Origin of the sequence: Morganella sp. Je.2.23, assembly GCF_051129855.1 — a bacterium.
Taxonomy (GTDB): Bacteria; Pseudomonadota; Gammaproteobacteria; order Enterobacterales; family Enterobacteriaceae; genus Morganella; species Morganella sibonii.
Genome location: NZ_JBCPSQ010000001.1, coordinates 613,274 through 637,723 on the forward strand (window position 1 = coordinate 613,274; position 24,450 = coordinate 637,723).

At 54.8% G+C, this 24,450-nt stretch carries 21 protein-coding genes; 15 read left to right on the forward strand and 6 right to left on the reverse strand.

Features of this window, described 5'->3' with window-relative positions; genetic code table 11:
* Nucleotides 1-2 precede the first annotated feature (2 nt).
* From AAZR23_RS02810 to AAZR23_RS02865, 12 genes are all read left to right on the forward strand, one after another.
* Nucleotides 3-2,258, forward strand: a complete 2,256-nt coding sequence (locus AAZR23_RS02810; RefSeq protein ID WP_434690433.1) for an AAA family ATPase — start codon at nucleotides 3-5, stop codon at nucleotides 2,256-2,258.
* 16 nt (nucleotides 2,259-2,274) lie between these two features.
* Entirely contained in the window at nucleotides 2,275-3,165 is an 891-nt protein-coding gene (locus AAZR23_RS02815; RefSeq protein ID WP_434690434.1) for an FHA domain-containing protein, read from the forward strand.
* Nucleotides 3,162-3,638 carry a type VI secretion system lipoprotein TssJ gene (tssJ, locus tag AAZR23_RS02820; protein ID WP_434690436.1) on the forward strand — a complete coding sequence of 159 codons (477 nt, stop codon included), beginning with the start codon at nucleotides 3,162-3,164 and terminating at the stop codon, nucleotides 3,636-3,638. Before AAZR23_RS02815 ends, tssJ begins: the two co-directional genes overlap by 4 nt.
* Before the next feature lie 55 nt (nucleotides 3,639-3,693).
* Nucleotides 3,694-4,896 (forward strand): type VI secretion system baseplate subunit TssK, encoded by a 1,203-nt coding sequence (gene tssK / locus AAZR23_RS02825; protein ID WP_434692375.1) that lies wholly within the window; start codon nucleotides 3,694-3,696, stop codon nucleotides 4,894-4,896.
* 6 nt (nucleotides 4,897-4,902) lie between these two features.
* The gene (gene icmH / locus AAZR23_RS02830) at nucleotides 4,903-5,601 is read left to right on the forward strand and encodes a type IVB secretion system protein IcmH/DotU (RefSeq protein WP_434690438.1); all 699 of its coding nucleotides are present in this window, start codon (nucleotides 4,903-4,905) and stop codon (nucleotides 5,599-5,601) included.
* Between the two features lie 16 nt (nucleotides 5,602-5,617).
* Nucleotides 5,618-8,809 carry an ImcF-related family protein gene (locus tag AAZR23_RS02835; protein WP_434690439.1) on the forward strand — a complete coding sequence of 1,064 codons (3,192 nt, stop codon included), beginning with the start codon at nucleotides 5,618-5,620 and terminating at the stop codon, nucleotides 8,807-8,809.
* A gap of 66 nt (nucleotides 8,810-8,875) precedes the next feature.
* Nucleotides 8,876-10,762, forward strand: coding sequence for a type VI secretion system Vgr family protein (locus tag AAZR23_RS02840; RefSeq protein WP_434690442.1), 1,887 nt, complete (start codon nucleotides 8,876-8,878; stop codon nucleotides 10,760-10,762).
* A 9-nt stretch (nucleotides 10,763-10,771) separates the two neighbouring features.
* On the forward strand, nucleotides 10,772-11,326 hold the full coding sequence (locus tag AAZR23_RS02845) for a DUF6931 family protein (RefSeq protein WP_218428004.1): 555 nt from the start codon (nucleotides 10,772-10,774) through the stop codon (nucleotides 11,324-11,326).
* On the forward strand, nucleotides 11,323-11,616 hold the full coding sequence (locus AAZR23_RS02850) for a PAAR domain-containing protein (protein WP_112549798.1): 294 nt from the start codon (nucleotides 11,323-11,325) through the stop codon (nucleotides 11,614-11,616). The genes AAZR23_RS02845 and AAZR23_RS02850 overlap by 4 nt, the downstream gene beginning before the upstream one ends.
* A gap of 29 nt (nucleotides 11,617-11,645) precedes the next feature.
* The gene (locus AAZR23_RS02855; RefSeq protein ID WP_218428006.1) at nucleotides 11,646-12,578 is read left to right on the forward strand and encodes a hypothetical protein; all 933 of its coding nucleotides are present in this window, start codon (nucleotides 11,646-11,648) and stop codon (nucleotides 12,576-12,578) included.
* A 91-nt stretch (nucleotides 12,579-12,669) separates the two neighbouring features.
* A complete protein-coding gene (locus tag AAZR23_RS02860) occupies nucleotides 12,670-13,557 on the forward strand; it encodes an AraC family transcriptional regulator N-terminal domain-containing protein (protein ID WP_434690444.1) in 888 nt (295 codons plus the stop codon).
* Between the two features lie 127 nt (nucleotides 13,558-13,684).
* A complete protein-coding gene (locus AAZR23_RS02865; protein WP_434690447.1) occupies nucleotides 13,685-14,269 on the forward strand; it encodes an NAD(P)H-dependent oxidoreductase in 585 nt (194 codons plus the stop codon).
* 4 nt (nucleotides 14,270-14,273) lie between these two features.
* Here the strand turns inward: AAZR23_RS02865 and AAZR23_RS02870 are convergent, their stop codons facing one another.
* Nucleotides 14,274-14,921 carry a LysE family translocator gene (locus AAZR23_RS02870; protein WP_046892462.1) on the reverse strand — a complete coding sequence of 216 codons (648 nt, stop codon included), beginning with the start codon at nucleotides 14,919-14,921 and terminating at the stop codon, nucleotides 14,274-14,276.
* A gap of 683 nt (nucleotides 14,922-15,604) precedes the next feature.
* Here AAZR23_RS02870 and AAZR23_RS02875 point away from each other — a divergent pair.
* The 3 genes from AAZR23_RS02875 (at nucleotide 15,605) to AAZR23_RS02885 (ending at nucleotide 17,495) form a co-directional block, all read left to right on the forward strand.
* Nucleotides 15,605-16,273 carry a FecR family protein gene (locus tag AAZR23_RS02875; RefSeq protein ID WP_434690449.1) on the forward strand — a complete coding sequence of 223 codons (669 nt, stop codon included), beginning with the start codon at nucleotides 15,605-15,607 and terminating at the stop codon, nucleotides 16,271-16,273.
* Nucleotides 16,274-16,389: 116 nt separating this feature from the next.
* Nucleotides 16,390-16,731 carry a tRNA-binding protein gene (locus tag AAZR23_RS02880; RefSeq protein ID WP_046892460.1) on the forward strand — a complete coding sequence of 114 codons (342 nt, stop codon included), beginning with the start codon at nucleotides 16,390-16,392 and terminating at the stop codon, nucleotides 16,729-16,731.
* A gap of 44 nt (nucleotides 16,732-16,775) precedes the next feature.
* Entirely contained in the window at nucleotides 16,776-17,495 is a 720-nt protein-coding gene (locus AAZR23_RS02885) for a helix-turn-helix domain-containing protein (RefSeq protein ID WP_434690451.1), read from the forward strand.
* A gap of 203 nt (nucleotides 17,496-17,698) precedes the next feature.
* Here AAZR23_RS02885 and AAZR23_RS02890 read toward each other — a convergent pair whose 3' ends face one another.
* From AAZR23_RS02890 to ttrS, 5 genes are all read right to left on the reverse strand, one after another.
* On the reverse strand, nucleotides 17,699-19,222 hold the full coding sequence (locus AAZR23_RS02890; RefSeq protein ID WP_052927354.1) for a peptide MFS transporter: 1,524 nt from the start codon (nucleotides 19,220-19,222) through the stop codon (nucleotides 17,699-17,701).
* Nucleotides 19,223-19,616: 394 nt separating this feature from the next.
* The gene (gene mdtG, locus AAZR23_RS02895; protein ID WP_166707488.1) at nucleotides 19,617-20,849 is read right to left on the reverse strand and encodes a multidrug efflux MFS transporter MdtG; all 1,233 of its coding nucleotides are present in this window, start codon (nucleotides 20,847-20,849) and stop codon (nucleotides 19,617-19,619) included.
* 76 nt (nucleotides 20,850-20,925) lie between these two features.
* The gene (locus tag AAZR23_RS02900; RefSeq protein ID WP_107678427.1) at nucleotides 20,926-21,867 is read right to left on the reverse strand and encodes a Kdo(2)-lipid IV(A) acyltransferase; all 942 of its coding nucleotides are present in this window, start codon (nucleotides 21,865-21,867) and stop codon (nucleotides 20,926-20,928) included.
* A 91-nt stretch (nucleotides 21,868-21,958) separates the two neighbouring features.
* Nucleotides 21,959-22,570: a tetrathionate respiration response regulator TtrR gene (ttrR, locus tag AAZR23_RS02905; RefSeq protein ID WP_166707489.1), complete on the reverse strand. Its 612-nt coding sequence runs from the start codon at nucleotides 22,568-22,570 to the stop codon at nucleotides 21,959-21,961.
* A complete protein-coding gene (gene ttrS / locus AAZR23_RS02910) occupies nucleotides 22,561-24,309 on the reverse strand; it encodes a tetrathionate respiration histidine kinase TtrS (RefSeq protein ID WP_218428014.1) in 1,749 nt (582 codons plus the stop codon). The genes ttrR and ttrS overlap by 10 nt, the downstream gene beginning before the upstream one ends.
* Nucleotides 24,310-24,450: the final 141 nt, after the last annotated feature.

The window sequence follows — 24,450 nt, forward strand, 5'->3', positions numbered from 1 at the left end:
CTATGCTGACTATCGATTTACATCAACTTATCCGGCGGTTATCGCCGCCGCTGGTGACGGCACTGGAGGATGCGGCGCAGGAGTGTGTCCGCCGTCATCACCGGGCGGTCACACCGCTGCACTGGCTGCTGATGATCGCCGCCTGCCGTGATCTGTACTGGTGTGAGGCACCGGCAGATAATGCGGCACTGCAATACAGCCTGAATGATGCACTGGCGCTGCTGCCGCAGGCGGCGGATGCGTCCCCGGTGTTTGCCCCGGAACTGACAGAACTGATGAAACAGCTCTGGCTGCATGTCTCGCTGAATCAGGGCGGGCAGCAGATCAGTGATATTCATCTGTTACAACTGCTGCGGCAGTCAGCGTGCAGCGGCATTCCGCCTGCAGTGACGGCATGGGCACAATCCGTGGACGCACAGTGGCTGGCGCGGCAGATAACGGCATTGCCGCCGGGCGCCGTTCCGGTGGCACAGGACAGCTACGGTACAACACTGCTGGAGACGTATGCCCGCGACCTGACGGCTTTGGCGCGGGCGGGAAAGCTCGACCCGGTGATTGGCCGTGACAGTGAAATCCGCCAGATTCTGGATATTTTCTGCCGCCGCCGTCAGAACAGCCCGATTATGGTCGGCGAGGCTGGTGTGGGAAAAACCGCCATTGCGGAAGGCCTGGCGCAGCAGATCAGTGACGGCAATGTGCCGGAGCGTCTGCGCGGCTGCGAAGTCTGGGAGCTGGATCTGACAGCATTACAGGCGGGTGCCGCTATGAAAGGGGAATTTGAGCAGCGGCTGAAAAACCTGCTGGCGGAGATCCGCACCGGCAGCACAGAAAAAATCATTTTTATTGATGAAGCCCATACCCTGATCGGGGCAGGCGGCACGGCGGGTCAGGGGGATGCGGCCAACATCCTCAAACCGGCGCTGGCACGCGGTGAATTCAGAGCGCTGGCTGCAACCACCTGGTCCGAATACAAACAGTTTATTGAGCCGGATCCCGCGCTGACGCGGCGTTTCCAGCCGGTAAAAATCGCTCCGCCGGATGAGGCCACCACGCTGACCATCCTCAATACCCTGAAACCGGTACTGGAACAGCATCATGGCCTGCCGGTGACGGAAGCTGCCTGTGAAGCGGCGGTACGGCTTTCTGTCCGTTATCTGCCGGAGCGGCAACTGCCCGATAAAGCGATCAGTCTGCTGGATACCGCCTGCGCCGGGTTATCGGTTGCACGCTCCGTCACTCCGGAAAGTGCGGCAGATGCCGTGAATGACCATCATATTGCGGAGGTTATTGCGCTGTGGACGGGCATTCCGGCCGGGCATCTGGCCGCGGATGACATTTCCCGGCTGAGCCGCCTGGAAGAAAAAGTGGCGGAACGGGTGATCGGCCAGACCGCGCCGGTTGCGGCGGTGGCACAGGCTATCCGCATTGCCCGCAGTGGTCTGAATAACCCGTTGCGGCCGCAGGGGGTATTTCTGATGTGCGGCCCGGGCGGTACCGGCAAAACCGAAACTGCTCTGGCACTCTGTGAGGCGCTCTGCGGCGACGAACGGCGGATGGTCACACTGAACATGACGGAGTTTAAAGAGCCGCATAAAGTCTCCATGCTGCTGGGTGCCCCGGCGGGCTATACCGGCTACGGCAAAGGCGGTGTGCTGACCGAAGCCGTGCGCCGCAATCCGTATACGATCCTGCTGCTTGATGAGATGGAAAAAGCGCATCCGGCCATTCATGACGTGTTTTATCAGATTTTCGACAAAGGCCGTATCGCTGACAGTGAAGGGCTGGAAATCGATTTTCGTCACACGATCATCATTATGACCAGCAATGCGGCGGAAGAAGAGATTGCGGCGCACTGCCGTGAAGAGCGTCCGGGTACAGCCGGGCTGGTGCAGTTGATCTTCCCGGCACTGCTGCGTCATTTCCGGCCGTCGTTTCTCGGCCGCACCACCATTATCCCGTACTACCCGCTCAATGACACGGAAATGGCGGCGATTGCCCGGCTGTCACTGGAACGGGTGGGTAAACGCATTCAGGAAACCTATCAGTGCGCGTTTGATTATTCAGATGAATTAGTCACTTATCTGTTGTCACTGCCTTATTCAGCAGAAACCGGCGCAAGAGCGGTTGAGCAGGGGATCACGGGTAAACTTCTGCCGCAGATTGCCGAAGCCTGTATTGAAAAACGCAGACAGCAGACTGCCATTACCCGGGTTTCATTATCAGTGACTGATAATAACCCCGTTGTTTCTATTGATTAACATCAGGATCACCGCTATGTCATTGACGATTCGGATAGTCAGCGCGCCGGAGAATAACCCTCTGTCACAATACTGTTTTGACGGCAGAGACGGCACTATCGGGCGTGATGCTCAGGCCGATATTGTGCTGGATGACCCGCATTCCCGTATTGAGGATATTCACGCCACACTCCGCTGCACTGCCGCCGGTTATATTCTGACCGATACCAGCCGTGACGGCGTGTTTATCAATAACCGGCACGATGCGCTGGGTCATGGCACGGACTATCTGTTACAGGACGGCGACATGCTGGGGATCGGCGCTTTCCGGCTGCTGGTATCCTGTTTTTCCCCGCTGAGCCGGACACCGGAGCCGCTGAATACACAGGGCGAAGAAAATGCCCTGCGCAGCCTGTTCTCTCCGGCAGATGATAACACCTGTTTTGATGATGACCCGTTCCTCGGCACCGCGCCGGTGAAAAAACCGGCACCGCATGATATCCGTTACCATTTTTCAGCGGTGGCCAGACCGTACGGCAGCCCTGCACCGGTTGCAGAACCCGTACCGGAACCGGCGTGTGTTTCTGAACCGGCCGGTGTGCCTGTTCCTGAACCCGTTCCCGTGTTTACGGCGGCGCCGGAAGCTGTTTTACCGCCGGTACTGGCCGGCGACAAACTGGTGCTGCTGCAATCACTGCTGCCGGAAATCAGCCGGGCACTGGACCTGGCGGCGGAAAAAATAATCCGTGATATCTCCCCTCAGCATCTGGAAGCACTGCACCGTGACCAGAAAATTGCCGGAAAAATTGATTACTGGCAGACCTACAAGCATTTCTTCAGCCAGCAGATCGCGGATGACCATCTGAAAACCAAACTGACAGATTATTTCCGCAGTGAATTTTACACCCAAATTATTCAGTCATCATGAAACGACGTATCTATCTGTTTATTTTTATTTTTTTATTTTTCGGTCCGGTGTCCTGCCGCTTCGGGACACCGCCGGATACCGGTCTGTTACGTGTGGTGATCCGGGCGCATGAAAACAGTAACCCGAATGTGGATAACCGTCCGGCGCCGGTTGTGCTGCGGATCTACCAGCTCAGCAGCGATGAAATCTTTCAGCGTGAACGCTTTATGCCGCTGTGGCAGCAGGATCAGAGGTTACTCAAAGAACAGCTGCTGGCCAGAAAGGTGACGGCGCCGGTCTATCCCGGCGGTCTGGAAACGCTGTTGCTGCAATTGCAGCCCGGTGTGACACATATCGGTGTGCTTGCCGGTTTCTCGGCGGCAGAGGCAGGTAACAAGCAGGTGATTGCGGTTCTTCCGCTGCCGGTGATGCAGATATCGCTGTTTCTGGACGGGCAGACATTGTCACTCTCAGCAGGGGGCAATGATGATTAATGAAACGGCCGGTATCTGGTGGCAGGAGGGATTATTTCTCTAGCCGGAGCATTTTATCCAGGAAAGTCGTCTGCACAGCCATTGTCTGCGTGATGTGACACAACAGCTGAGCGGCGGTCTTGCCGGTTTTTCCCGGCTGGTGACAGATGAGTCCCTGACGGGGGCGGGAAAACTGACGCTGTTACAGGCACACGGTGTGATGCCGGACGGTACACCGTTTATCACGGATACGCCGCTGAGTGTCAGTCTGGACGGACTGGCGGGGGATATGACGTTTCTGCTGACTCTGCCGCTGAGCAGTGCGCCGGATCGTTTTACCGCAAAACCGCTCAGCGTCAGTGAAAACCGGGAACCGCAGATGCGTGAACCGGTGATGACCAGTACCGCGCATCTGAATCTTCAGCTTAAATGTGCCTCACAGTGCCGTGAGGATGAAACCGGACTGACGGTTGCCCGGCTGCACTGCCGGGAGGGAGCCGGACACCCGCTGCCGGAGGCGGAATTTTGTGCGCCGTATCTGTTTGTGCAGGATAACCCGTGGCTGAGCCGCAGGGCTGAGGATATCCGGCTGCTGCTGGTACAGCGGCTTCAGTGGCTTTATAACGCTCCGGCCGGGGAAACGGCTTGTCTTCATTTACAACCGCTGCTGACACAACTGCAAAGTCTGGCGGCGGACGATCGTATCTTCTGCCGGGATTTTTACCGTTTCTGTCTGCATCTGCAATCCGTTTTATATGCGCTGGCCGCGACACCATCGCCCGAACCGCAACCGTGGCGGAATGACGATCACGCCGGGCTGTTTACGCCCTGTATTCAGTCACTGAAGCACTTTCTTGCCCCGCAGACCCGGCAGCATATACAGCCGCTGAACTGGGATACCCGGCTGCTGACAACCCGGCGTTTACTGCGGCTTGCGCTGCCGGGATCCGCCTTTGCGGAGCAAAGCCGCCTGATCGTGGAATATGCGGATGACAGCGGCAGGCCGCCGGATGCAGGCCGGACAGCACGCCTGCTGAAACTGGCCGGAAACCGTCAGATAGCGGCCTGTGTGAATAACGGGCTGACCGGTATTCCGCTGCTGCATCTGAACAGCGTTCCGGAGGGGATCACAACACATCCGGGCGCAATTTATTTTGAACCGGATATCCGCAGCCCGCTGTGGGCGCAGATGGCACAGGACGACCCGGTTCTGGCGCTGCACATTGACGGCCAGCTGCCGCATGCCCGGCTGAATGCCATCCTGATAACCCGGAGGTAATACGTCATGGAGACAGGTTCCGTAACAACCGCAGAAGCCGGACATCCGGACACCGGACAAAATGTGCTGATCAGCGCAGGACAACCGCTGCTTCAGGCATTGATTATGCTGGTGCAGGGCGGGACTCCGCCGGATCTGACACTGTTCCGGCAGCAGATGTTACAGGGCGTGAGCCGGTTTTACCGGATTTGCGCCGCCCGTCAGCTGCATCCTTCCCTGATCGGGAAAAGTGCCTTTGTCTGGTGTGCCGCGCTGGATGAAGCGGTGCTGAGCACGTCGTGGGGAGCGGAATCGGTCTGGCAGGAACATACGCTGACCGGGGCGGTGTTTCAGAACCGGCGCGGCGGAGAGGACTTTTTCCGCTATCTGCACCTTGCGGTGCATAACCCCGTTCCGCTGCGGGATTTTCTCGAATTACAGTTTTATCTGTTATCACTCGGATTCCGCGGGGAATACCGCGCACGACCGGAAGCTCTGGCCGCCTGTTACAGCCGGTTGCGCCATATTCTGATCAGCAGCCGTCAGGACTCGCTGTCTGCGCCGCCGGGACGCTGTACCGTCCGGAACCGGCCTGCGAAATGTATTCCTCTGCCGCTGATTTTTTCCTGTTCACTGCTGCTGTGCGCAGCATTCCGGGCGGCGGCGGATTTCAGTTATCAGCAGTTATTACAGCAAGTGAGTGATGCGCTGACAGCCTTGTTCTGAACAACGGAGATTGGTGATGAAAATCAGAACCGCAATAATGTATGCGCTGGTGATTCTGCTGCTTACCGGACTGACCGCAACGGCCTGGTATTACTGGCTGACAGAGGGCGGCAGCGCACTTTTGCCGGTATTTGTGTCGCTGCTGAGTTTGTGTCTTGCGGTTTACGGACTGTTTAAAACCTCGTGGCGGGCAGAGCCGGATGTGAAGCAGTTACAGCGGCAGCAACAGCGCCGTGAGCTGCGACGGTACCTGTATCAGACACGCCGCCGTCTGCGCCGCAGCGGCGGGGCACCCCGGTGGGACAGGCGCCGCATCAGCACTTACTGGCTGCTGTGTGACGATCTGCCGCAGGCACAGGTGTTTATGCGTCAGCACGGGTTTACCCCGCTGGCGGAAGAGCAGGTGCCTTTCTGTTATCAGGCAGGTAATACCGTGATCCGTATCAGCACACCGGCGTGGCTCACCGGAGATGGCGGGCAGGAGAGTGCGCGTCACCTGGTGCGTCTGAATCCGTCTCAGCCGCTGCACGGTTTTATCTTATTGTCTCCGGCACCGGCACTTGCGGCGCTCAGTGATGAACAGGTGATTCAGTCCGGGCGGCAGCACCATGAAGCCTGTATCACATTTTCAGTTTTGCTCGGATGCCGCCCGCCATTGCATCTGATGTTCCCGGGGCTCGGCAGTGTGCCTGCTCTGCGGCGCGGATTTGCCGATCCGCAGCGGGCACAGTTTTGTCACAGCACGGATTTCAGCCGTGAGCGGAAAGCGCTGCCCGATGCCCCGTTTGTACAGTTTACGGCGGATTTAATATTGTCATTACAACGGAAGCAATTCACCGGGCTGACAGACGGGCAGCCGGAACAGAATGCGGCCGTGCTGTCGTTCCCCGCACAACTGGAGGCACACCTTAACAGACAGACACAGTATGTGGCGGCCCTGCAGCACCAGCACACGGCGGGCACACGTCTGGTGATGTCATCGGCACTGTTGTGCGCGGCGGAATGCGGGGAACAGCATATCGCCACACCATTATTTGAACGGGTTATTCATGGCCGTGATGAAGTTATCTGTCCGGGGCGGGAACGGCGCAGACTGACGGGGTATTGTCTGGCGGTCAGCGTGTGTCTGGCGGGCACGGCCGCCGCCGGTGTGATGCAATGGCACCATTTTCAGGTACAGCAGGAGACTCTCAGCGAACACCTTGAATATCTGTCACGCATTGCACCGGCACCGGCCGGAGAACGGGTCCGCCACCTGCATCTTTTACAGCCGGTGGTCACAGAGATCCGCCGTGAGTATGATCAGCGCTGGTTCTCCTCCTCTTTCCTGCCGCTGTACCGTGATTATCAGCAGCAGATCCGCACGGTGTTATTTCCGCTGCTGGCTGCTGAGCGGGAGCAGCGTCTGCAACAGGCGGTGATATCATCTTCACCGCAGTTGTTACAGATTACCGGTGATTACCGGCAGTTGTTTGCGGATGACCACCGCGGAACAGATATCAGTGATGCTGACAGCGGTGATGATATTCTTTCTCTGCTGGATGATTATCCGGTTCAGCCGCTGACTCAGGAGGAACGCCGTTTATACAACGCCGCGCTGGTGGCGCAGGCACGGCAGAAAGTGGCTGCGTCTGAACCCGCGCAATGGATCTACCCGGTGCTGCGGGAGCAGTTTCTCCGGGAACATGGCACGGTGCCGCTGAACACCCTGTTTCCGGCGGATATCACACCACTGTTTCAGCCGGAACACCGGTTTTTGTCGGTCCCGTATAACATGACCAAAGCCGGTTACACCGCCTGGCAGGCACAGTGGGAAGACCCGGATTTTCAGTCCCGGTTTGCGGATCTCCTGCAACAGTGGGCGGAGAATACACCGGTTGCCCCGGAGAGTATCATCGCGCAAATCAGCCGTCAGTATGATGAGGAATATATCCGCTACTGGCAGCAGTTTTTGTTATCGCTGGCACCGCGTCATACCGGTTCGCCGGAAGCACTGATCACGGTACTGCGGCTGACAGAACAGCCGTTCAGTGACCCGGTGATGGCGCTGGTGCAGGGGATCAGCCGCAACACCACGTTTGCGGCGGCGAAACCCGGTGCCGCACCGGATCTGAAATCCGGACAGCAGACTGCCTCATTACTGGGGATGAGCAAGCTCAGCAGTAAGCTGAGAAAAGCAGGGCGGCTGCAATCCGCGTTCAGTCAATATAAAAAAACAGATGAACCGGCGGGGGGCAATATCAGCCGCGCGTTTTCCGCATGGCACGTATTACTGACTCCGGAGGGTATGCCGTCACCGGCGCTGGCTGCCCTGCAGCAATCGTCGGTATCTCTCCGGCAGTACTGGGAGCAGGGAATGGCCGGAGATGATCCGCAGGCATGGGGCTATCAGCAGGTAATGAAGAGCACGGAGCTGCCGGAGGCCGGGCCGGGAAATGTGCCGCCGGTACTGGAGACTTTGCTGCGGCAGTGGCAGCAGACGTCTGCACAGTTACAGTCCGGTCTGGCGGCACACTATCTTGACAGACAATGGCAGACCACCGTCTACCCGTTCTGGCGTGACCGGCTCGCCCCGTACTACCCGTTCAGCCACAATGCACAGGGCGTGAAACCGGATGATCTGCATACTTTTCTGACCCCCGGCGGAGTGATGGACACTTTTATGCAGTTATTGCCGCCGGATCACCACAACAATCCGCTGTATGCGGCACTGAAAAAGCCGGAAGCACAGACCGGACAGTTACGTCAGTTATTCTATGCGGATGCCCCCGCGGCGCTGAATATGCGGATCTCATTACGTCCGGTGGCGCTGACACCGCAATTATCGGGCATCCGGCTGGCACAGGGAAATGACACGCTGCTCTACCAGCACGGCCCGTCGTTATGGCAGGATTTTTACTGGCCGCCTGCCGCAGATGCAGAGCCGCTGACAGCGGACTATTTCCGTCACGGCAAAGTCGTGTATTCCGCCTCTTATCCGGGGGAATGGGGACTGTTGCGCTGGCTGCTGACGGCACAGTCTCAGGGGCTTGCCGCATCACCGGAGAGTGTGGTCACGGAAAACGGTTATATGTTCCGGTTCCGCAGCCGGATCAACGGCAGAGCGGTATCGTCAGCCGCCGGACTGTTTGCGGATTATCATCTGCCGCCGTCACTGTTCAGCAGCGGTAATTCCGCTGAAAATCCACAAAATCCCGCTGACAGGTGAGGGCAGAACGCCGCCGTACTGTGGCACTCTGTGTACTCTGTCAGGCTGAATGATGAGTATTATGTTATGGAAAACTATGCCGGTCAGCCCCGTCCGCTTACCGTAACGCTGGATAACAGTGCACCGTATGTGGCGACCCGTCTGCATGCAAAGGAGTCGTTATCAGACGGCACATGGCTGGAAGTACATCTTCTGAGCCCGTCACCGCCGGATGAAGGGCTGCCGGGAAAAATGGCTGTGGTCACCTGTCGTGAACGGACATTTGCCGGATTGATACAACAAATTGAATGTGACGGTTTTCATCCGGATAAACAGCTCTATTTTTACCGTATTATTGCGGTTGATCCGCTGACCTTTCTCCGTCACGGACGTCAGCGGCGCTTATTTCAGAATCAGAACAGCAAAGGGCAGATCAGCACACTGCTCAATCTGCATCAGCTGACGGCATTTGTCCGTTTTTCTCTCAGCGGGGAGGGGGAAACCCGTCCCTGCGTGTGTCAGATGGATGAAAGTGACAGCGCCATGATCCGCCGGATAATGGCGGGGCAAGGCTGGTTCTGCCTGCGCAATCCCGGCAATATCACGCAGTGGACAATCACGGACGGATTACAGCATGTGCCGTCAGCCGGGGAGATTTCCGCCCGTCTTATCACACCGTTCCGCGACTGCCGCCGGGTCAGCAGCGGGGTATTCTCCGCAGAAAGCTGGTCACAGGAGCAGCATCACAGCCGCACTGACCGGCAGACACTCACCGGCAGCGGTACCACGCAACAGACACACTATTATGACGGCCAGCCTGCTGCGGCACGGTTTGCCTGTGAAGCTGCCGCCGCGGCCGCGCATTATTATGAGGCCGGGTCGGCGGTGATGACATTGTGTGCCGGTATGCGCTTCCGGATGAGTGACCATCCGGCGGGGGAATACAACGGCGAATATTATGTCAGCGATATCACGCACACCCTTGATTGCAGTGAAAGCGGCGGAAACCCGGTGTACAGCAATACATTCCGCTGTCATCAGGTCTGCACACCGTTCCGGCTGCCGCCGGTTTCCGCGCCCCGTTATGACGGTATTCAGGCGGCAACCGTCGTTGCCCGTGAAGGAGACGAAACCTGTTATGACGCTCAGGGGCGGGTTAAAGTCCGTTTTCACTGGGAAAATAACGATCAGGACAACGGATTATCTCAGGCCTGGCTGCCGGTACTTTCGCACAGCGCGGGTGCCGGGGCGGGGATTCAGTTTCTGCCGCGCGCCGGGGATGCGGTGGTGGTGCAGTTTCTCAACGGTGATCCGGATAAACCTGTGGTCACAGGCGCACTCTGGCATCAGAATCATGCCCGTCCTTTTTCCGGACCGCTGACCGGCGGCATATACAGCCGCTCATCTCCGGCGGGTGCCGGGGGCGACGGTAATCAGCTGCGCTTTGAGGACAAACGGGATGAGGAGTGTCTGGCGCTGGCGGCACAGAAGGATTTACAGCTGACAGCCAACAATGACTGGACCAGTCTGATTAAAGGCAACATCCGCTGTGAAACAGAAAAAAACCTGACTATCAGCAGCAAAGAAAATTCGCACTATCGGAGCGATAAACAATGGCAGCTGAAAGCAGCTGAGGGGATAACCCAGAACAGCGGAAAAAACCTGACATTACAGGCTGACAGCACCCTTTCGGGGGACGCAAAAACGATCACCTTATCCGCATCTCAGACCCTGACGCTGACGGCGGGCGGCAGCAAAATTGAGCTTTCCGCTTCCGGCATTACCATACAGGCTCCTCAGATTACCCTGAAAGGGAACGGCAAAATTGCACTCGACAGTGCGGTGCTGACTATGGCGGCACAGGCAAAAGCACAACTGAGCGGTGCGCTGGTGGAAATCAATGGTTCGGCAATGACAGAAGTCAAAGCCGGGGCAATGGTGCAAATCAGTGGTGCACTGACAAAAATTAATTAAGGAGCGGCGATGCTGAACAAAATGCCATACAGCAGCGTAATACCGGTGATGGAACACTATACCCCATCCGGTGAGGCAACCGCGCTGGCAGCGCAATATCCTGATCCGGCTGATTTTCTGGGTGCGGCGCAACAGCAGGGACATTACGGTGATGCCGTCCTTTTTCTGGCACACGGCCTGCCGCTGAAAGAAGCACTCTGGTGGGGATACTGCTGTACACAGCAACTGACGGAGTGGAGCGAACCGGAGCGTGTTGTGCTGGACAGTGTCAGGCACTGGATCACCCGTTCCGGTGAATCAGAGCGTCGTGCCTGCGGTGAGGCGGCACAGCGGCAGGGATTATCCGCCGCCGCCGGCTGGCTGGCACAGGCAGTTTTCTGGAGTACCGGCAGCATGCTGGATGCAGAACAGCCGCCGTTACCGGCACCGCCGTTTTTATATGCACAGGCGCTGAGCGGTGCGGTAAACCTGATGGCGGTGATGCCTGATGGCGCGCACCTTGCGGAACGTTACCGGATCTTTCTGGCACACGGGCTGGCGATTGCCCGCGGAGATAAACAATGAAACCGGCGGCCAGAAGCGGCGATATGCATCTGTGCCCGGCACAAACACCTCCGGTACCGGTTCCGCATGTCGGCGGCCCGGTACTGCCCGCACCGGCGACCGTACTGACCGGAGGCTTACCGGCGGCGACGCTGGGACAGATGTGTCTCTGTATTGGCGTGCCTGACAGTATCATCACCGGCAGCATGACCGTTCTTATTAACAATAAACCTGCCGCCCGTCTGGGTGACAGTACGGCACACGGCGGCATCATTGTCTCCGGAATGCCGTCAGTACTGATCGGCGGCTAGTCTGACTCCAACAATAAAAAGGGAATTTTATGGCAATATCGGCAGCAGATATCAATACGGGTCTCGGATATACCAATACGGTACTGGGATACGCATCATCAGTGACGGCGATACCGCTCACTGCACTGGATGAAAAAATCATGGCCGCAGAGCGCACCAAAATTGCGCAATCGGTGAAGAAAATGTATGCGACCTATATTTCTCAGGCACTGAGCATCAGAACGCATACCGCAGTGATGGTCGGTACGGACAGCACACAACGCACACACCTCGACAGAGACGTGATCGGCGGAAAAAGTCTGCTGGAGGAAACGGCGGATTACTATGAAAAAGGCCGCAGTCAGAGCACTTACCGGATTATGCGTAAAATGGCGGATATGGGACGTGATAAGCTGAAAAAAAATCTGACCTCCGGGCTGACCGCGCCGCTGGCCTTTATCCCTGACGGCGGGATCAGTAAAATGGTCGCATCCTGTGCACTGACTGTAATGGCGCAGGGAAAAGCGATCCGCCGTGGCCGCAAAATGAAACATTATCTGCATGACAAGAAGGGCGTTGCAGCGGAAATCGGCGAAACTGAAGCACAACGTAAATCCGCCAAATGGAGCTGCAAAACCCTCAGCGGTCTCGGCGGTGATTTACAGCGCAATCTCTATAAGCTGAAACAGTCGGTAGTGGTGCTGCAAAACCGCGGACAAAGTACTCAGCAGCGGATTGAACTGCTGAACAGCCACAGTCACAACCATCTCGGCAGTCATGATTTATCCGTGATCCGCGGAGAACTGACAGACCTGGCGATGAGTTTTCATGAAAGCCTGCATTATGTCGAAAAAGTCACCAATATGTGTACATTGCTGGATGCCGCGAGTTGTGAAATCAAAGCGCATATGGCGAATATGCTGGAATTACTGGAAGCGACAGAATCCACTCTGATGTCGCAGGGGGATAATTTCTTCCGCTGAATCTGACAACCGGCGCTGTAGTGTAAAAGACAGTACGGCGCCGGGATTTTCCGTTATGCTGTAACCGTCTTAATTACTGTCTGAGAGTGTAATGGAAACGGATGATCGCCTGCGCTGTCTGAAAGCGCGGTTACAGTTCCACACCGCAGAGCGCTGCGGCGGGTGGGATACGGATGTTCCGGGGCTGGCACTGTGCCGGTGGACCGCGCCGGCGGAGGCGCAAACCTGGACTTACGAACCGGGTATCGCACTCGCGGTTCAGGGGGCAAAACGGATCACGCTCGGGGATCACACCTATTGTTACCGTGCCGGGGACGTGCTGCTGACGTCCGTGGATATCCCCGCTATCGCGCAGGTCTGTGAGGCATCAGAACAGGCGCCGTTTCTGGCGCTGCTGGTCAGTCTTAATCTCAGCGATCTTCCTGCACTATTGCAGGAAAGCGGCTTCCGGCTGCTCTCCTCAGCATCTGCCGTGCCGCAGGCAGTCTGCCCGGTCACAGAAGAGCTGCTCAGTGCGGTCTGCCGCCTGGTGGCGCTGCTGGAAAAACCGGATGATATTCCGGTAATGGCGCCGCTGATCCACAAAGAAATTCTCTATTACCTGCTGAAAAGCGGCCAGGGGGCACGGCTTCAGCTGATGGCTTCCCATAATAAGCAGTGCCGTCAGATAAGCAGCGTACTGAACTACCTGAAAGCGCATTTTGATCAGCCGGTATCGGTTGAAACGCTCTGCCGTCATGCACAGATGAGTGAATCCTCCTTTCACCGCCACTTCCGCCGGGTGACCCGGATGAGTCCGCTGCAATACCAGAAATGGCTGAGGCTCAATGAAGCCCGGCGTCTGCTGCTGGTGGAATCTGCGGATGCATCAGAAGCGGCTTTCCGCGTCGGGTATGAAAGCGCCTCACAGTTTAACCGTGAATACCGCCGGTTGTTCGGGCTGCCGCCGGGTCAGGATAAAAAACGGGTTCTGATCTGATTTGCGTATGGATTTTGCGCAAAATGACAGGATCAGGCAAATATCAGAGCGGACAGGCTAACGTATTTGCAGAGTGAGCCGGTTAGGATAACGATATTAACGGCATCATTACTGATCAGGTAACACAATGAAAAATATCTTTATTATTAATGGTTCGAAAGAGTTCGGTGGTTCTGACGGCAAACTGAATGATCACATGACAGACATCGCCCGCCGCCATCTGACAGAAAAAGGCATGAATGTCCGCGTCACCCGTATTGATGATGGTTATGATGACGAGCAGGAAGTGCTGAACTACCTGTGGGCGGATGTGATTATTTACCAGATGCCGGCCTGGTGGATGGAAGGGCCGTGGATTGTGAAAAAATATATCGATGAGGTCTTTACACAATCTGATGACCGTTTTCATATTAATGACGGGCGCAGCCGCCGTGACAGCAGTAAAAAATACGGTTCCGGCGGTGTGCTGACAGATAAAAAGTATATGTTATCGGTGACCTGGAACGCACCGCAGGACGCGTTTGAGGATGAAAATCAGTTTTTTGAGGGGCAGGGTATCGACAGTGTGTATTTCCCGCTGCATAAAACCAATCAGTTTACCGGGATGACATCACTGCCGACATTTGCCTGTTTCGACGTGGTTAAAGATCCGCATATTGATGAGGATATCCGCCGCTATCTCACCCATCTGGATGCGAATATCGCGGCCTGAATCCTCAGCGCGCCACTGACGCCAGACGCAGCCCGAGCGCAATAAAAGTGGTGCCGACCAGACGGTCAATCCAGTAATGTGCTTTCGGGCTGCCGGAAATCCGCGCGGCCAGTGTTCCGGCAATCAGAGCCAGTATGGTATCGGTGCAGAACCCGAGCAGGGCATAGGTTGCACCGAGCAGCAGAAAGGATTCTGCATAGTAACCTCCGCCAACCGCAATAAACTGCGGGAAAAAGGCAATAAAAAACAGCAGTACTTTCGGGTTGGTCAGCGTGGTGATAAATCCGCGGATCAGAATCGATTTTGCTGCTGCTTTCTGAATCACCACGTCTTTATCTTCATCCGCAGATTGCCCGCGTTTTCTGAGTGTGCCGAGGATCATTTTGACACCGAGAAATGCCAGGTAAAGCGCACCGAGATACTTAATCACCGTAAACAGTGTCGGCGACGCGGCAATAATCGCCCCCAGCCCGACCGCCCCTGCAATCGCATGCACGCTGCTGCCGAGCATCACACCCAGTGCGGACAAAATACCGGCTTTGCGGCCGTTAGCCAGACTTTGTCCCAAAACATAGGCAATATCCGGTCCCGGGGTTACTGCAAAGATAAACACAGACAGTAAAAACAGCGGGTAATGGATAATATCCAGCATGCGACAGCCCTCCGGGGTCAGAGAAAACGTTATATTATGGAAGATATAATGCCATTAAGTATGATCCTCTGGCAAATGACATTTTTGCCGGTTTTTTGTATGCATTTATTGATAAGCTGAATCATATAAACTTGTTTAATATTTATAATGAATTACTCACTTTATTATCAACCCGGTACAAAAGACAGGCGGAAAAAGAGTACGCATCAAAAGAGTGTTTCCGGATGGCAGATAGTGTAACAAAACGTAAAACCACGGCTTTACATCAGACAAAGTGTATTATACTCAGCTGCACTAATGGAATCGAATCATCGATTAATTAGCTGAATTAAAAGATGATATTTTGATTTTTACCTTATTTTTGTTGTGGATATCACCAGATATCTGCGAGCTTATTTTTCTTTGTAAATGATAATTATCTGATATTCATCACTGTACGCGGCTTCTGCGGATAATTAACAATAACAGTCTGACACCCGCAGTTTTTGACAATAACGGCAGTGATTAATCGGAATTTCTTATCAACAGGCAACCGGAACAATCCGGCAGCCGGACGCTATATGTGACGCCGGAAAAAACAGATTCCGGGGATTACAATCCGCAGGAGAATGCAGTTGAAACGCCTATTTTTCAGACAACGGCGACGCCGTTTACTCATTACATTACTAATCTTCCTGATTATCATGGCAGGTTACGGAATATACAATGCCATCAGGATGAAAGCTGACGGTGTGGAGGAACATTACACACACCGGGGAGAGATTAAACAATACGCCCTCCGGGACGGCAGCCAGCTGAAGCTGGATACCGAGTCACGTGCTGTGGTGGCCTATGATAACAGCAGCCGTGTGGTAAAACTGCTGTCCGGCCGTGCGCGTTTTGCTGTCAGCGAAAATAATGAGGAGCAGCGCCCGTTCCGGGTCTCTGCCAATGGTGTCCGTGTGGAGTCCGGCAACGGTAACTTTGTGGTGGATATTGCGGATAACAAAGTCTCTGTCTGCCCGCTGGATAAAACGGTCACTACCTTTTTTAACGGCAAAACTGAAACTGTGGGGCCGGGACAACGTCTGGAAATTCTGCCGGAAGGCCGGGCTAAAGTATTTCAGCGTAAATATACCGATATTGACTGGTTATCCGGTTCACTGGTGCTGAATAAGATTCCGCTGTCAGAAGCGATTGAAATGATTAACAGTTATCGTGCAGTGCCGGTGGTACTGCTGGATAATGATAAGCAGAATATTGTTGTTGACCGGGTCCTGGATCTCAGCCGTCTGGATGAGGAAGTGGAGGAAATGATGCTCTCTCTCGGTCTGACCCGTGAATCACTGCCGGGTTCAGAGGCTTACCGCTGAGTTGCCTGTCCGGCGATAAGATTTGACTGTCCGGCAACAGCAGCGGTAGTGTATCACCGTTATAATGAGGTGAAAGATTCTCATTATTAACCGTTGTACAGCAGACAGAGAGCGCTATGACATCAGCAGAAATTGAATGGGCCGATTTTGAAAAAGTGGAACTGCGGGTCGGTGTGATACTGACCGCAGAATTAAACCCGAAAGCCCGTAAGCCTGCCTTTATCTTCACCGTGGACTTCGGTGAGTTCGGTGTGAAAACCTCCAGCGCACAGGTAACTGTGTTATATAAACCGGAAGAATTAATCGGACGTCAGGTATTATGCGTATGCAATTTTGCCCCGAAACGGGTGGCAGGCGTAAAATCTGAAGTGCTGATCACCGGTGCCGCCAATGCGGACGGGGATATCGTTATCGCGGAATTTTCCCTGCCTGTGCCGGCGGGTCACCGGCTGATGTAATACACTGCCGTCTGTCGTTTTCCGCAAGCCGGGCTCAATATCCCATGAAACGACCTGTTATTGCATTACGTACTTATCAGCACGAGATCCTGGAACACAGTCATGATGATATGTGGCAGCTGGTGCTCGGCGGCAGCGGCGCAATGGAACTGACGGTCGGCAGTGACAGCGGTTCGGTGGAGAAGGGACGGATGGCGGCGATCCCGCCGGGATATCATCATCGTTTCTGCGGTACCGGTCATAACCGGCAGGTGGTGCTCGAACTGCCTGCTGACAGCTTTTCCTTCGCAAACCTTGATTCTCTGTGGTCAGTCCTGCCTGATGCCACCCGTGCTTATGTGGACTGGCTTATCTGTTATCCGTCCATGATTGAGCAGCATCCGGAAAGTGCACGCATCCTGCTGGCAGAACAGCTCGTGTCTCAGTTACAGCCGGACGGGCAGGATCGGCGCTGGCTGCAAAAACTGACGCAACGGCTGACAGCCCGCCCGGATTATCCGTGGACGGTCAGTGAAATGGCTTCGTGCTGTGCGCTGTCGGCCAGTACACTGCAACGCCGCATGCTGACAGCAACCGGGAAGACACCGGCCGTTTTTCTGACAGAAATCCGCCTGCGCCGGGCACACCATCTTATCTGCCATACGTCGCTGGCTCTGCCGGAAATTGCGCTGCGTTGCGGCTACAGTACCCAATCCTCCCTGACCAGTGCGTTCCGCCGTTTTTACGGTGACACGCCGGGCAGCCTGCGCATAAAAAAAGGGTGAGCTTCGGCTCACCCTTCAGGCCGTTGACAAACCCGCAGGGGGGGGCGACGACCGCCAGAGGTTGTAAAAATAAACCAGGAAAATCAATTTATTGATTTTCGGCTGATAACACAAAGCAGGAAAAACCACGTTTTATCCTGCTTTGTCTGCAATCTCAAGGGTGAGCTTCGGCTCACCCTTTCTGTCTTTATATACTATCGCTGTCAGGCAGATTTGTTGTCTGCGCTTTGCAGCATTTTCCGCACCGGCACAATCAGCACACACAGTACCGCTGCACAGATAAGCAGGGCAACAGAAACGTGTGAGAAGAAGCCCGGCAGGTTCATCAGCTGATCCGGACGCACATTACCGCCCATGATACCGGCTGCGAGGTTACCCAGCGCACTGGCGCAGAACCACAGACCCATCACCTGGCCGCGCATTTTCATCGGCGCCAGTAATGTCATGGTCGCCAGCCCAATCGGGCTCAGGCACAGTTCACCCAGCGTCAGCAGCAGGATACTGAAGGTCAGCCACATCGGTGACACACCGGCGCTGGTTTCAATTACACGCTCAGACGCCATCATCATCACAGCAAAACCACCCGCCGCAAACAGCACACCAAACATAAACTTGGTGATACTGCTCAGGTTCATATTACGGCGCGCCAGGGCAGGCCATAACCAGCTGAACACCGGAGCCAGCAGAATGATAAACAGGGCGTTGATGGACTGGAACCAGACTGTCGGGATCTCAAAACCGAACAGGTTGCGGTCAGTGTAATCTTTCGCGAACAGGTTGAATGACGTCGGTTTCTGTTCAAACGCAGACCAGAACAGGGCGGCGGTGACTAACAGAATAAAACAGACAAACAACCGGATGCGCTCACTGCTTTCCAGACCGGCAAACACAAACAGGTAGATGAAGTAGAGAATAACCATCCCGGAGATGAGGTAAACCATGTTGGTGGCAACCAGCATCGGGTTGAACGGGATAACACCGGTAGCGATCAGTGCTGTGACAACCGCGATAACCGCCGCTGCCAGACCGACCCACATACCGACATTTTTGCGCACGACAGTCGGGCGATCCCAGCTGGAATCCAGACCCACTTCACCGTCATACTGACGCATCAGCGGTACAGCATAGAAGCGGAAGACCAGCAGTGCCACTAACATACCCAGACCACCGATACCGAAGCCCCAGTGCCAGCCGAAGTTAGGTACTAACCAGCCGGTCGCCAGCGGCGCGATAAAGGAGCCCATGTTAATCCCCATATAGAACAGGGAAAAACCGCCGTCACGGCGTGTATCGTCCTGTTTGTACAGCGTACCGACCATCACCGTCACACAGGTTTTAAATAACCCGGTACCGATAACGATAAACAGCAGACCGACAAAGAACAGCTTTGGTGACCAGATTGCCGACAGGGCAATCGAGAGGTGACCCAGTGCAATGATAATGGAGCCGTACCAGACCGCCATGCGCTGTCCCAGCCAGTTATCCGCCAGCCAGCCGCCCGGCAGGGAGGTCAGGTAAATCGCACCGGCAAAAATACCGACGATAGCGGACGCCTGTTCACGCGGAATATCCATCCCGCCTTCATAGACGGTGGCTGCCATAAACAGGATAAGTAACGGACGAATACCGTAGAAGGAGAAGCGTTCCCACATCTCGGTAAAGAACAGAGAGCTCAGCGGGTAAGGGTGCCCGAAGAAAGTACGTTTTTTGTTTGTTGTTGATTGCATCTGTAATTTCCCAAAGGCTTATTCCTGGGAATAAGCCTGAAAATGGTAAGGATAAACAGTTCCTGTTAACAAAATGATACTTTTGCGTATCAATAAACATCCTGTCTTATTAAAGTATTATTAACATACTTATCGTGAATCGTATTCACTTAAAGCACGTTTTCTATTTTATAAACCATTTTTTAGATGAAATGTCGACAAAAATCTCATTTCACAAGACTTATTTATACAAAATGTGACAAGGTCTCTTGACAGAAGATGTGGATTATGAGGCTTTCGTATAATTATAAAATTATTTTAAAACAACAAGTTAAAGTTGACGGGTAACGGAAAGATGAAACTTCGGTAACAAATTGCTGACAGTGAAAAGTAAGCGGATGAAAACCGGCGATATCTATCCGATATCGGCCGGTTTAATTTCCGGTGTGCTCTGCGATTTTATGCACCGCCACGAATAAAACAGATTGAACAGTACAACGGCGGCGGTGAAATAAAAGACAGAAGCAAAGCCGAAATGTGCGGCAACCCAGGCGCCCATTAACGGTCCCGTAACATTACCGGCATCGCGCAGTGCCTGGTTATAGCTGAAAATCCGTCCGGCAATTTCATGGGTGATATGATAAATAATCAGCGTCTGTACAGCGGGCAGTAAGGCGGCATTAACGGCACCGAGCAGAAAACGCAGGGCACCCAGCTGCCAGTAATGGGTTACCCAGGCCATCGGCAGGATGACAAAAACAGAGACAGCCAGCATGGCAATCAGTACTTTATCCGGCCCTATCCGGTCACTCAGCTTCCCGAGGCGCGGGGCACTGATAAGCGCTGCCAGTCCCGGTACGGAGGCAATCAGTCCGCTGATAAAGGCAAGGTTTTCAGTATGTCCGCCCAGCTCCCGGATATAGAGGGTGATAACAGGGCTGACCGATCCCGCGGCTATCTGAATACACATCGTGGTAAAGAACAGACAGATCACCAGGCGCGGATTTTTTATCGCTGCAAAGACCTGCTTTGTGCTGAGGGCATCTTTACGTGAAACCGGGGTGAAGTTTTCGCGGACAAAAAACAGGGTGACAAAAAAGCAGATAAACAGCACGGTGGCGGTAATATAGAAGACCGGGCGCAACCCGGTGTGATCCGCCAGAAAACCGCCGATAAGCGGGCCGATAAGTGCACCACTGACGGCCCCGGTGGAGAGTGTGCCCAGCGCCCAGCCGGTGCGTTTAACCGGCACCTGAGTGGCAATCAGGGCATTGGCATTCGGTACAAAACCGCCCAGCAGCCCGAGCAGAGCGCGCAGAAACAGCAACTGCCAGACATTCTGCGCAAAGCCCATCAGCAGCATGACGATAGCCATACCGAGCGCCGAGCGCAGCAGCATCAGTTTACGGCCTTTGCGGTCAGAGAGTTTGCCCCAGAAAGGTGCAGCGATAGCAGAAAACAGGAAAGTAATACTGAATGCCGCTCCCGTCCATAAATTGAGTTCTTCGTGGTCTGTTACCCCGAGCTCTTCCACATAGAGCGGGAGAAAGGGCATGATCAGGCTGAAGGCGGCGCCGGTCAGAAAACAGCCGAACCACACAACATAAAGATTTCGTTTCCAGTTACGGTTGGGGGCTTTGTTCTGCATTAGTGTTGTGATTTCATTCCTTTGTCAGAGCGGTAAAACAAACACGGCTGTTTCAGATGAAACAGCCGTGAGCGGATTAATGGACGTTATCCCGGTTATGATAGAGGGACGGTTCGCCTTCCGGCCGTGTTTTGAAGCGCCGGTGCAGCCACATATACTGCTCCGGGGCGCGCAAAATTTCAGTTTCCACAATATGGTTCATAAACGTTGCTGCGGCAATATCATCATTCTCCGGGAAGTTTTCCGCCGGCGGCTGAACCAGTAATTCATAGCCTTTACCGTCCGGTAAGCGGCGGGGGGTAAAAGGCACCAAAACAGCGCGGCCTGCTTTAACCAGTATAGAGGTACCGGTGATAGTTGCGGCTTTCTCCACTGCAAAGAATGGCGCAAAAACACTTTTATGCGGGCCGTAGTCATGATCCGGCGCGTACCAGAGAATCTCACCGTCACGCAGGGCGCGGATCATCCCTTTGACATCTTTACGGTCAATCATGGATTTATTGGAACGCATACGGCCGATTGTCTGTACCCAGTCCATGACCGGGTTATCATTCGGACGGTAAACACCGATTCCGGGGCTCATGATCCCGATAATCCGCGCGCCCAGTTCCAGCGTCAGGAAATGGATACCGACAACAATGATGCCTTTACGCTCTTTCTGTATTTCATAGATGTGCTCAAAGCCATCAGTACGAAACCAGCGTTTTATCCGCCAGTCCGGCCAGAACCAGGCCATGCCGGTTTCAAACAGCCCCATACCGACGGATTCAAAGTTTGCCACCACCATCGCTTTGCGTTTTTCATCCGGCATATCCGGAAAACACAATTGCAGATTGCGATCAGCAATTTCCGCACGGCGTTTGAGAAAGCGCATGGACAGGCGGCCCAGCCGGGTGCCAAGCCAATAAATCACCGGATACGGCAGCAACACCAGCACATACAGCACGCCCAGGCCAAGCCAGGTCAGCCAGTAGCGGGGATGCAGAAACGAGCGTTGAAATTCAGGAGCTGTAATCATAGTCAGACATCGTTGTTATCAGAAGCATCAGCAGATGCGGGTTCATGTAAATGATATAACACTAAATTATACGTTGTATCGGCGGCAGATGTCAGTATTCCGCAGTGCTGTTTTCAGGAGCGGTAATACTGTTGAGTTGCGTGACCAGCTCAGCAAGACTGCCGGCCGCCATTTTTTCCATCACTTTGGCGCGGTGCACTTCGACGGTTCTTACCGCAACGTGGGCGATATCGGCGATTTCCCGGTTCATCAGCCCCTGTGCCACGAAACCGGCGATCTGCCGCTCTTTGGGTGTCAGGGTCTGAAAACGTTCGCGGATTTGTGCGCAGGCCACTGCTTTGGCAGTCGCCGCCTCCGCCAGAGTCAGCGCCGCCTGTAACGGCTGTGTGGCAACCGGTTTTTGCAGGAAATCCACCGCACCGAGTTTCATCTGTTCAACCGCCATCGGCAGATCACCGTGGCCGGTCAGGAAAATAACCGCCAGTGTGCTGTGCTGCTCCAGAAGGATCTGATGCACCCGGCAGCCGTCCATATACGGCATGCGCATATCCAGTAATACAATACCGTAAGTGTGCAGCGGTGCCTGTGCAATAAATGTCCGGCTGTCATTCCAGACACAGACGTCATAACCGAGGCTCTCCAGTAAAAACTGACACGCCTGTGTCACAGCAATATCATCATCAACCAGGTGGATCACGGGCATGGGGGCTCCTCTGTCGGTTCACTGAAGATAAGGGTAACACATAAGCCGGGCTGTTCGTCCGGACCGGTGCAATTTTCCATATGAATATCACCGCCCTGGCTGCGCATCAGGCGCTGACAGATCACCAGTCCGAGCCCGAGCCCTTCCGCACGGGTGGACCGGAACGGTGAGAAAGGCTGTATCAGCTGCGTTTCATCCATCCCGCCGCCGTTATCCTGTACCACCACTATCTGCCCGCCGGGAGTGTGGTGATGTGTTACCCGGATGCAGTCCGCCCCGGCCTGAAGACTGTTGCTGAACAGATTGGAAAGCACCTGATCGAGCAGTGCCGGGGGTAAGTGTAATACGGCATCATGAGCAACGGTGTTATATAAAACCGCAGCGGGATATCGTTCCGTAACCCGCAGCAGTTTCCAGACCAGATCCGGCACTGCGGCCACATTTTGCGGTACCGGTGCGCCTTCCGGTGACGACGGGCTGTTTCCCGCCCACAGCCGCAGATTACGGATAATACTGGCGCCGCGTTCGGCCTGGCTGTCAATCTGTGACATAACCGGCAGCAGCGGATGCGCGGGATCTTCCCGTTCCAGCCGGATTTGCGAGCCCTGGGCATAATGACGGATAGCGGACAGCGGCTGATTCAGTTCATGAGCAAAGCCGGAGGCCATCTCCCCGAGCACACTGAGTTGCTGGGCTTTTTCCAGATCCTGCTGCTGGCGCTGTAACTGAGAATGCGCGGCTTCCAGCTGGCGGGTGCGGCGGCGTACCCGGAAAGCAATCCAGACATGATTAATGCCGAGCAGCAGAAAGACCAGGGCAACCGAGCCTAACAGCCAGCTGTTTTTCCGGCTCCAGCTGATAATCTCCTGCCAGAACTGACGCTGTTGCGGGTGCTGATTGACCTCACGCAGCAGGTTTTCCACCTGGCGGGTGGATGACGGCGCACCCCAGCGCATCGCTTTTTCACCGTGACTGTTGAGCAGGACGCGGGTGACTTCATCCGCCAGTTCATCCGGGACATCACTGCCTGCGGCAAATGACCAGTTCGGGTATAACTCACTGCTCGTCCAGCAGGGAATGGTGCTGTCGTGCCGGATCAGCGGGCGGAAATCATCCTGATGAATGAGCCCCTCTTTATCCATGGATTCAATCAGACATGCCGGGACAATCGCGCCGGAAATTGCGTTGTCCCGTAACAGATAGAGCAGGGCATCGGCCGGAAAACCGGAGAACTGAAGATGGAAATCACGCGGCGGGTTGATACCTGCATCGCGTAATGCTTTATAGCCTAATAAATAGCCGCCGAAGGCATCGGGTGCGACCGCACCGACTTTTTTACCGGTCAGATCCGCCGGTGTCTGATAAGGGCTCTCTTTGCGCACCAGCAGAACACTGCCGATCACATTCCGGGTGGCGTTATCCGGCTCATAAGCCGAACGAAGGGAAACCAGCCAGCGCAGGGGAAAATTACTGTCCAGCTGAATAAATTGTGCCGGATTGGTGAGGACAAACTGCACTTTATTACTGTGCAGGGCTTCCCGCATCTGATCCAGCGTCAGCGGCAGCAGCGTGAAGTGTTCACCGGGCAGCGCGCGGTTAAGCTGTTCTGTCAGCGGCTCCCAGTAATGACGTGTCGGTGCATCCCCCCGCAGAGCCAGCACACCGATAGTCCATTGTGCGGCAAACGAATAGGAGGTGAATAATAACAGTATGGTCAGCAACCCTGTGCGTACGGCCATCTTACATATGTTCCGGGTTCAGTGCGTCCTGAGTCAGTTTTCCGGGAAAAATCTGTTGTTTTAGATCAACGTATTCCCCGTTATGTGGTTAACCACAATAGGGGAAGTCTCCGGCAATTTTTACAATCCCCATAATGACAT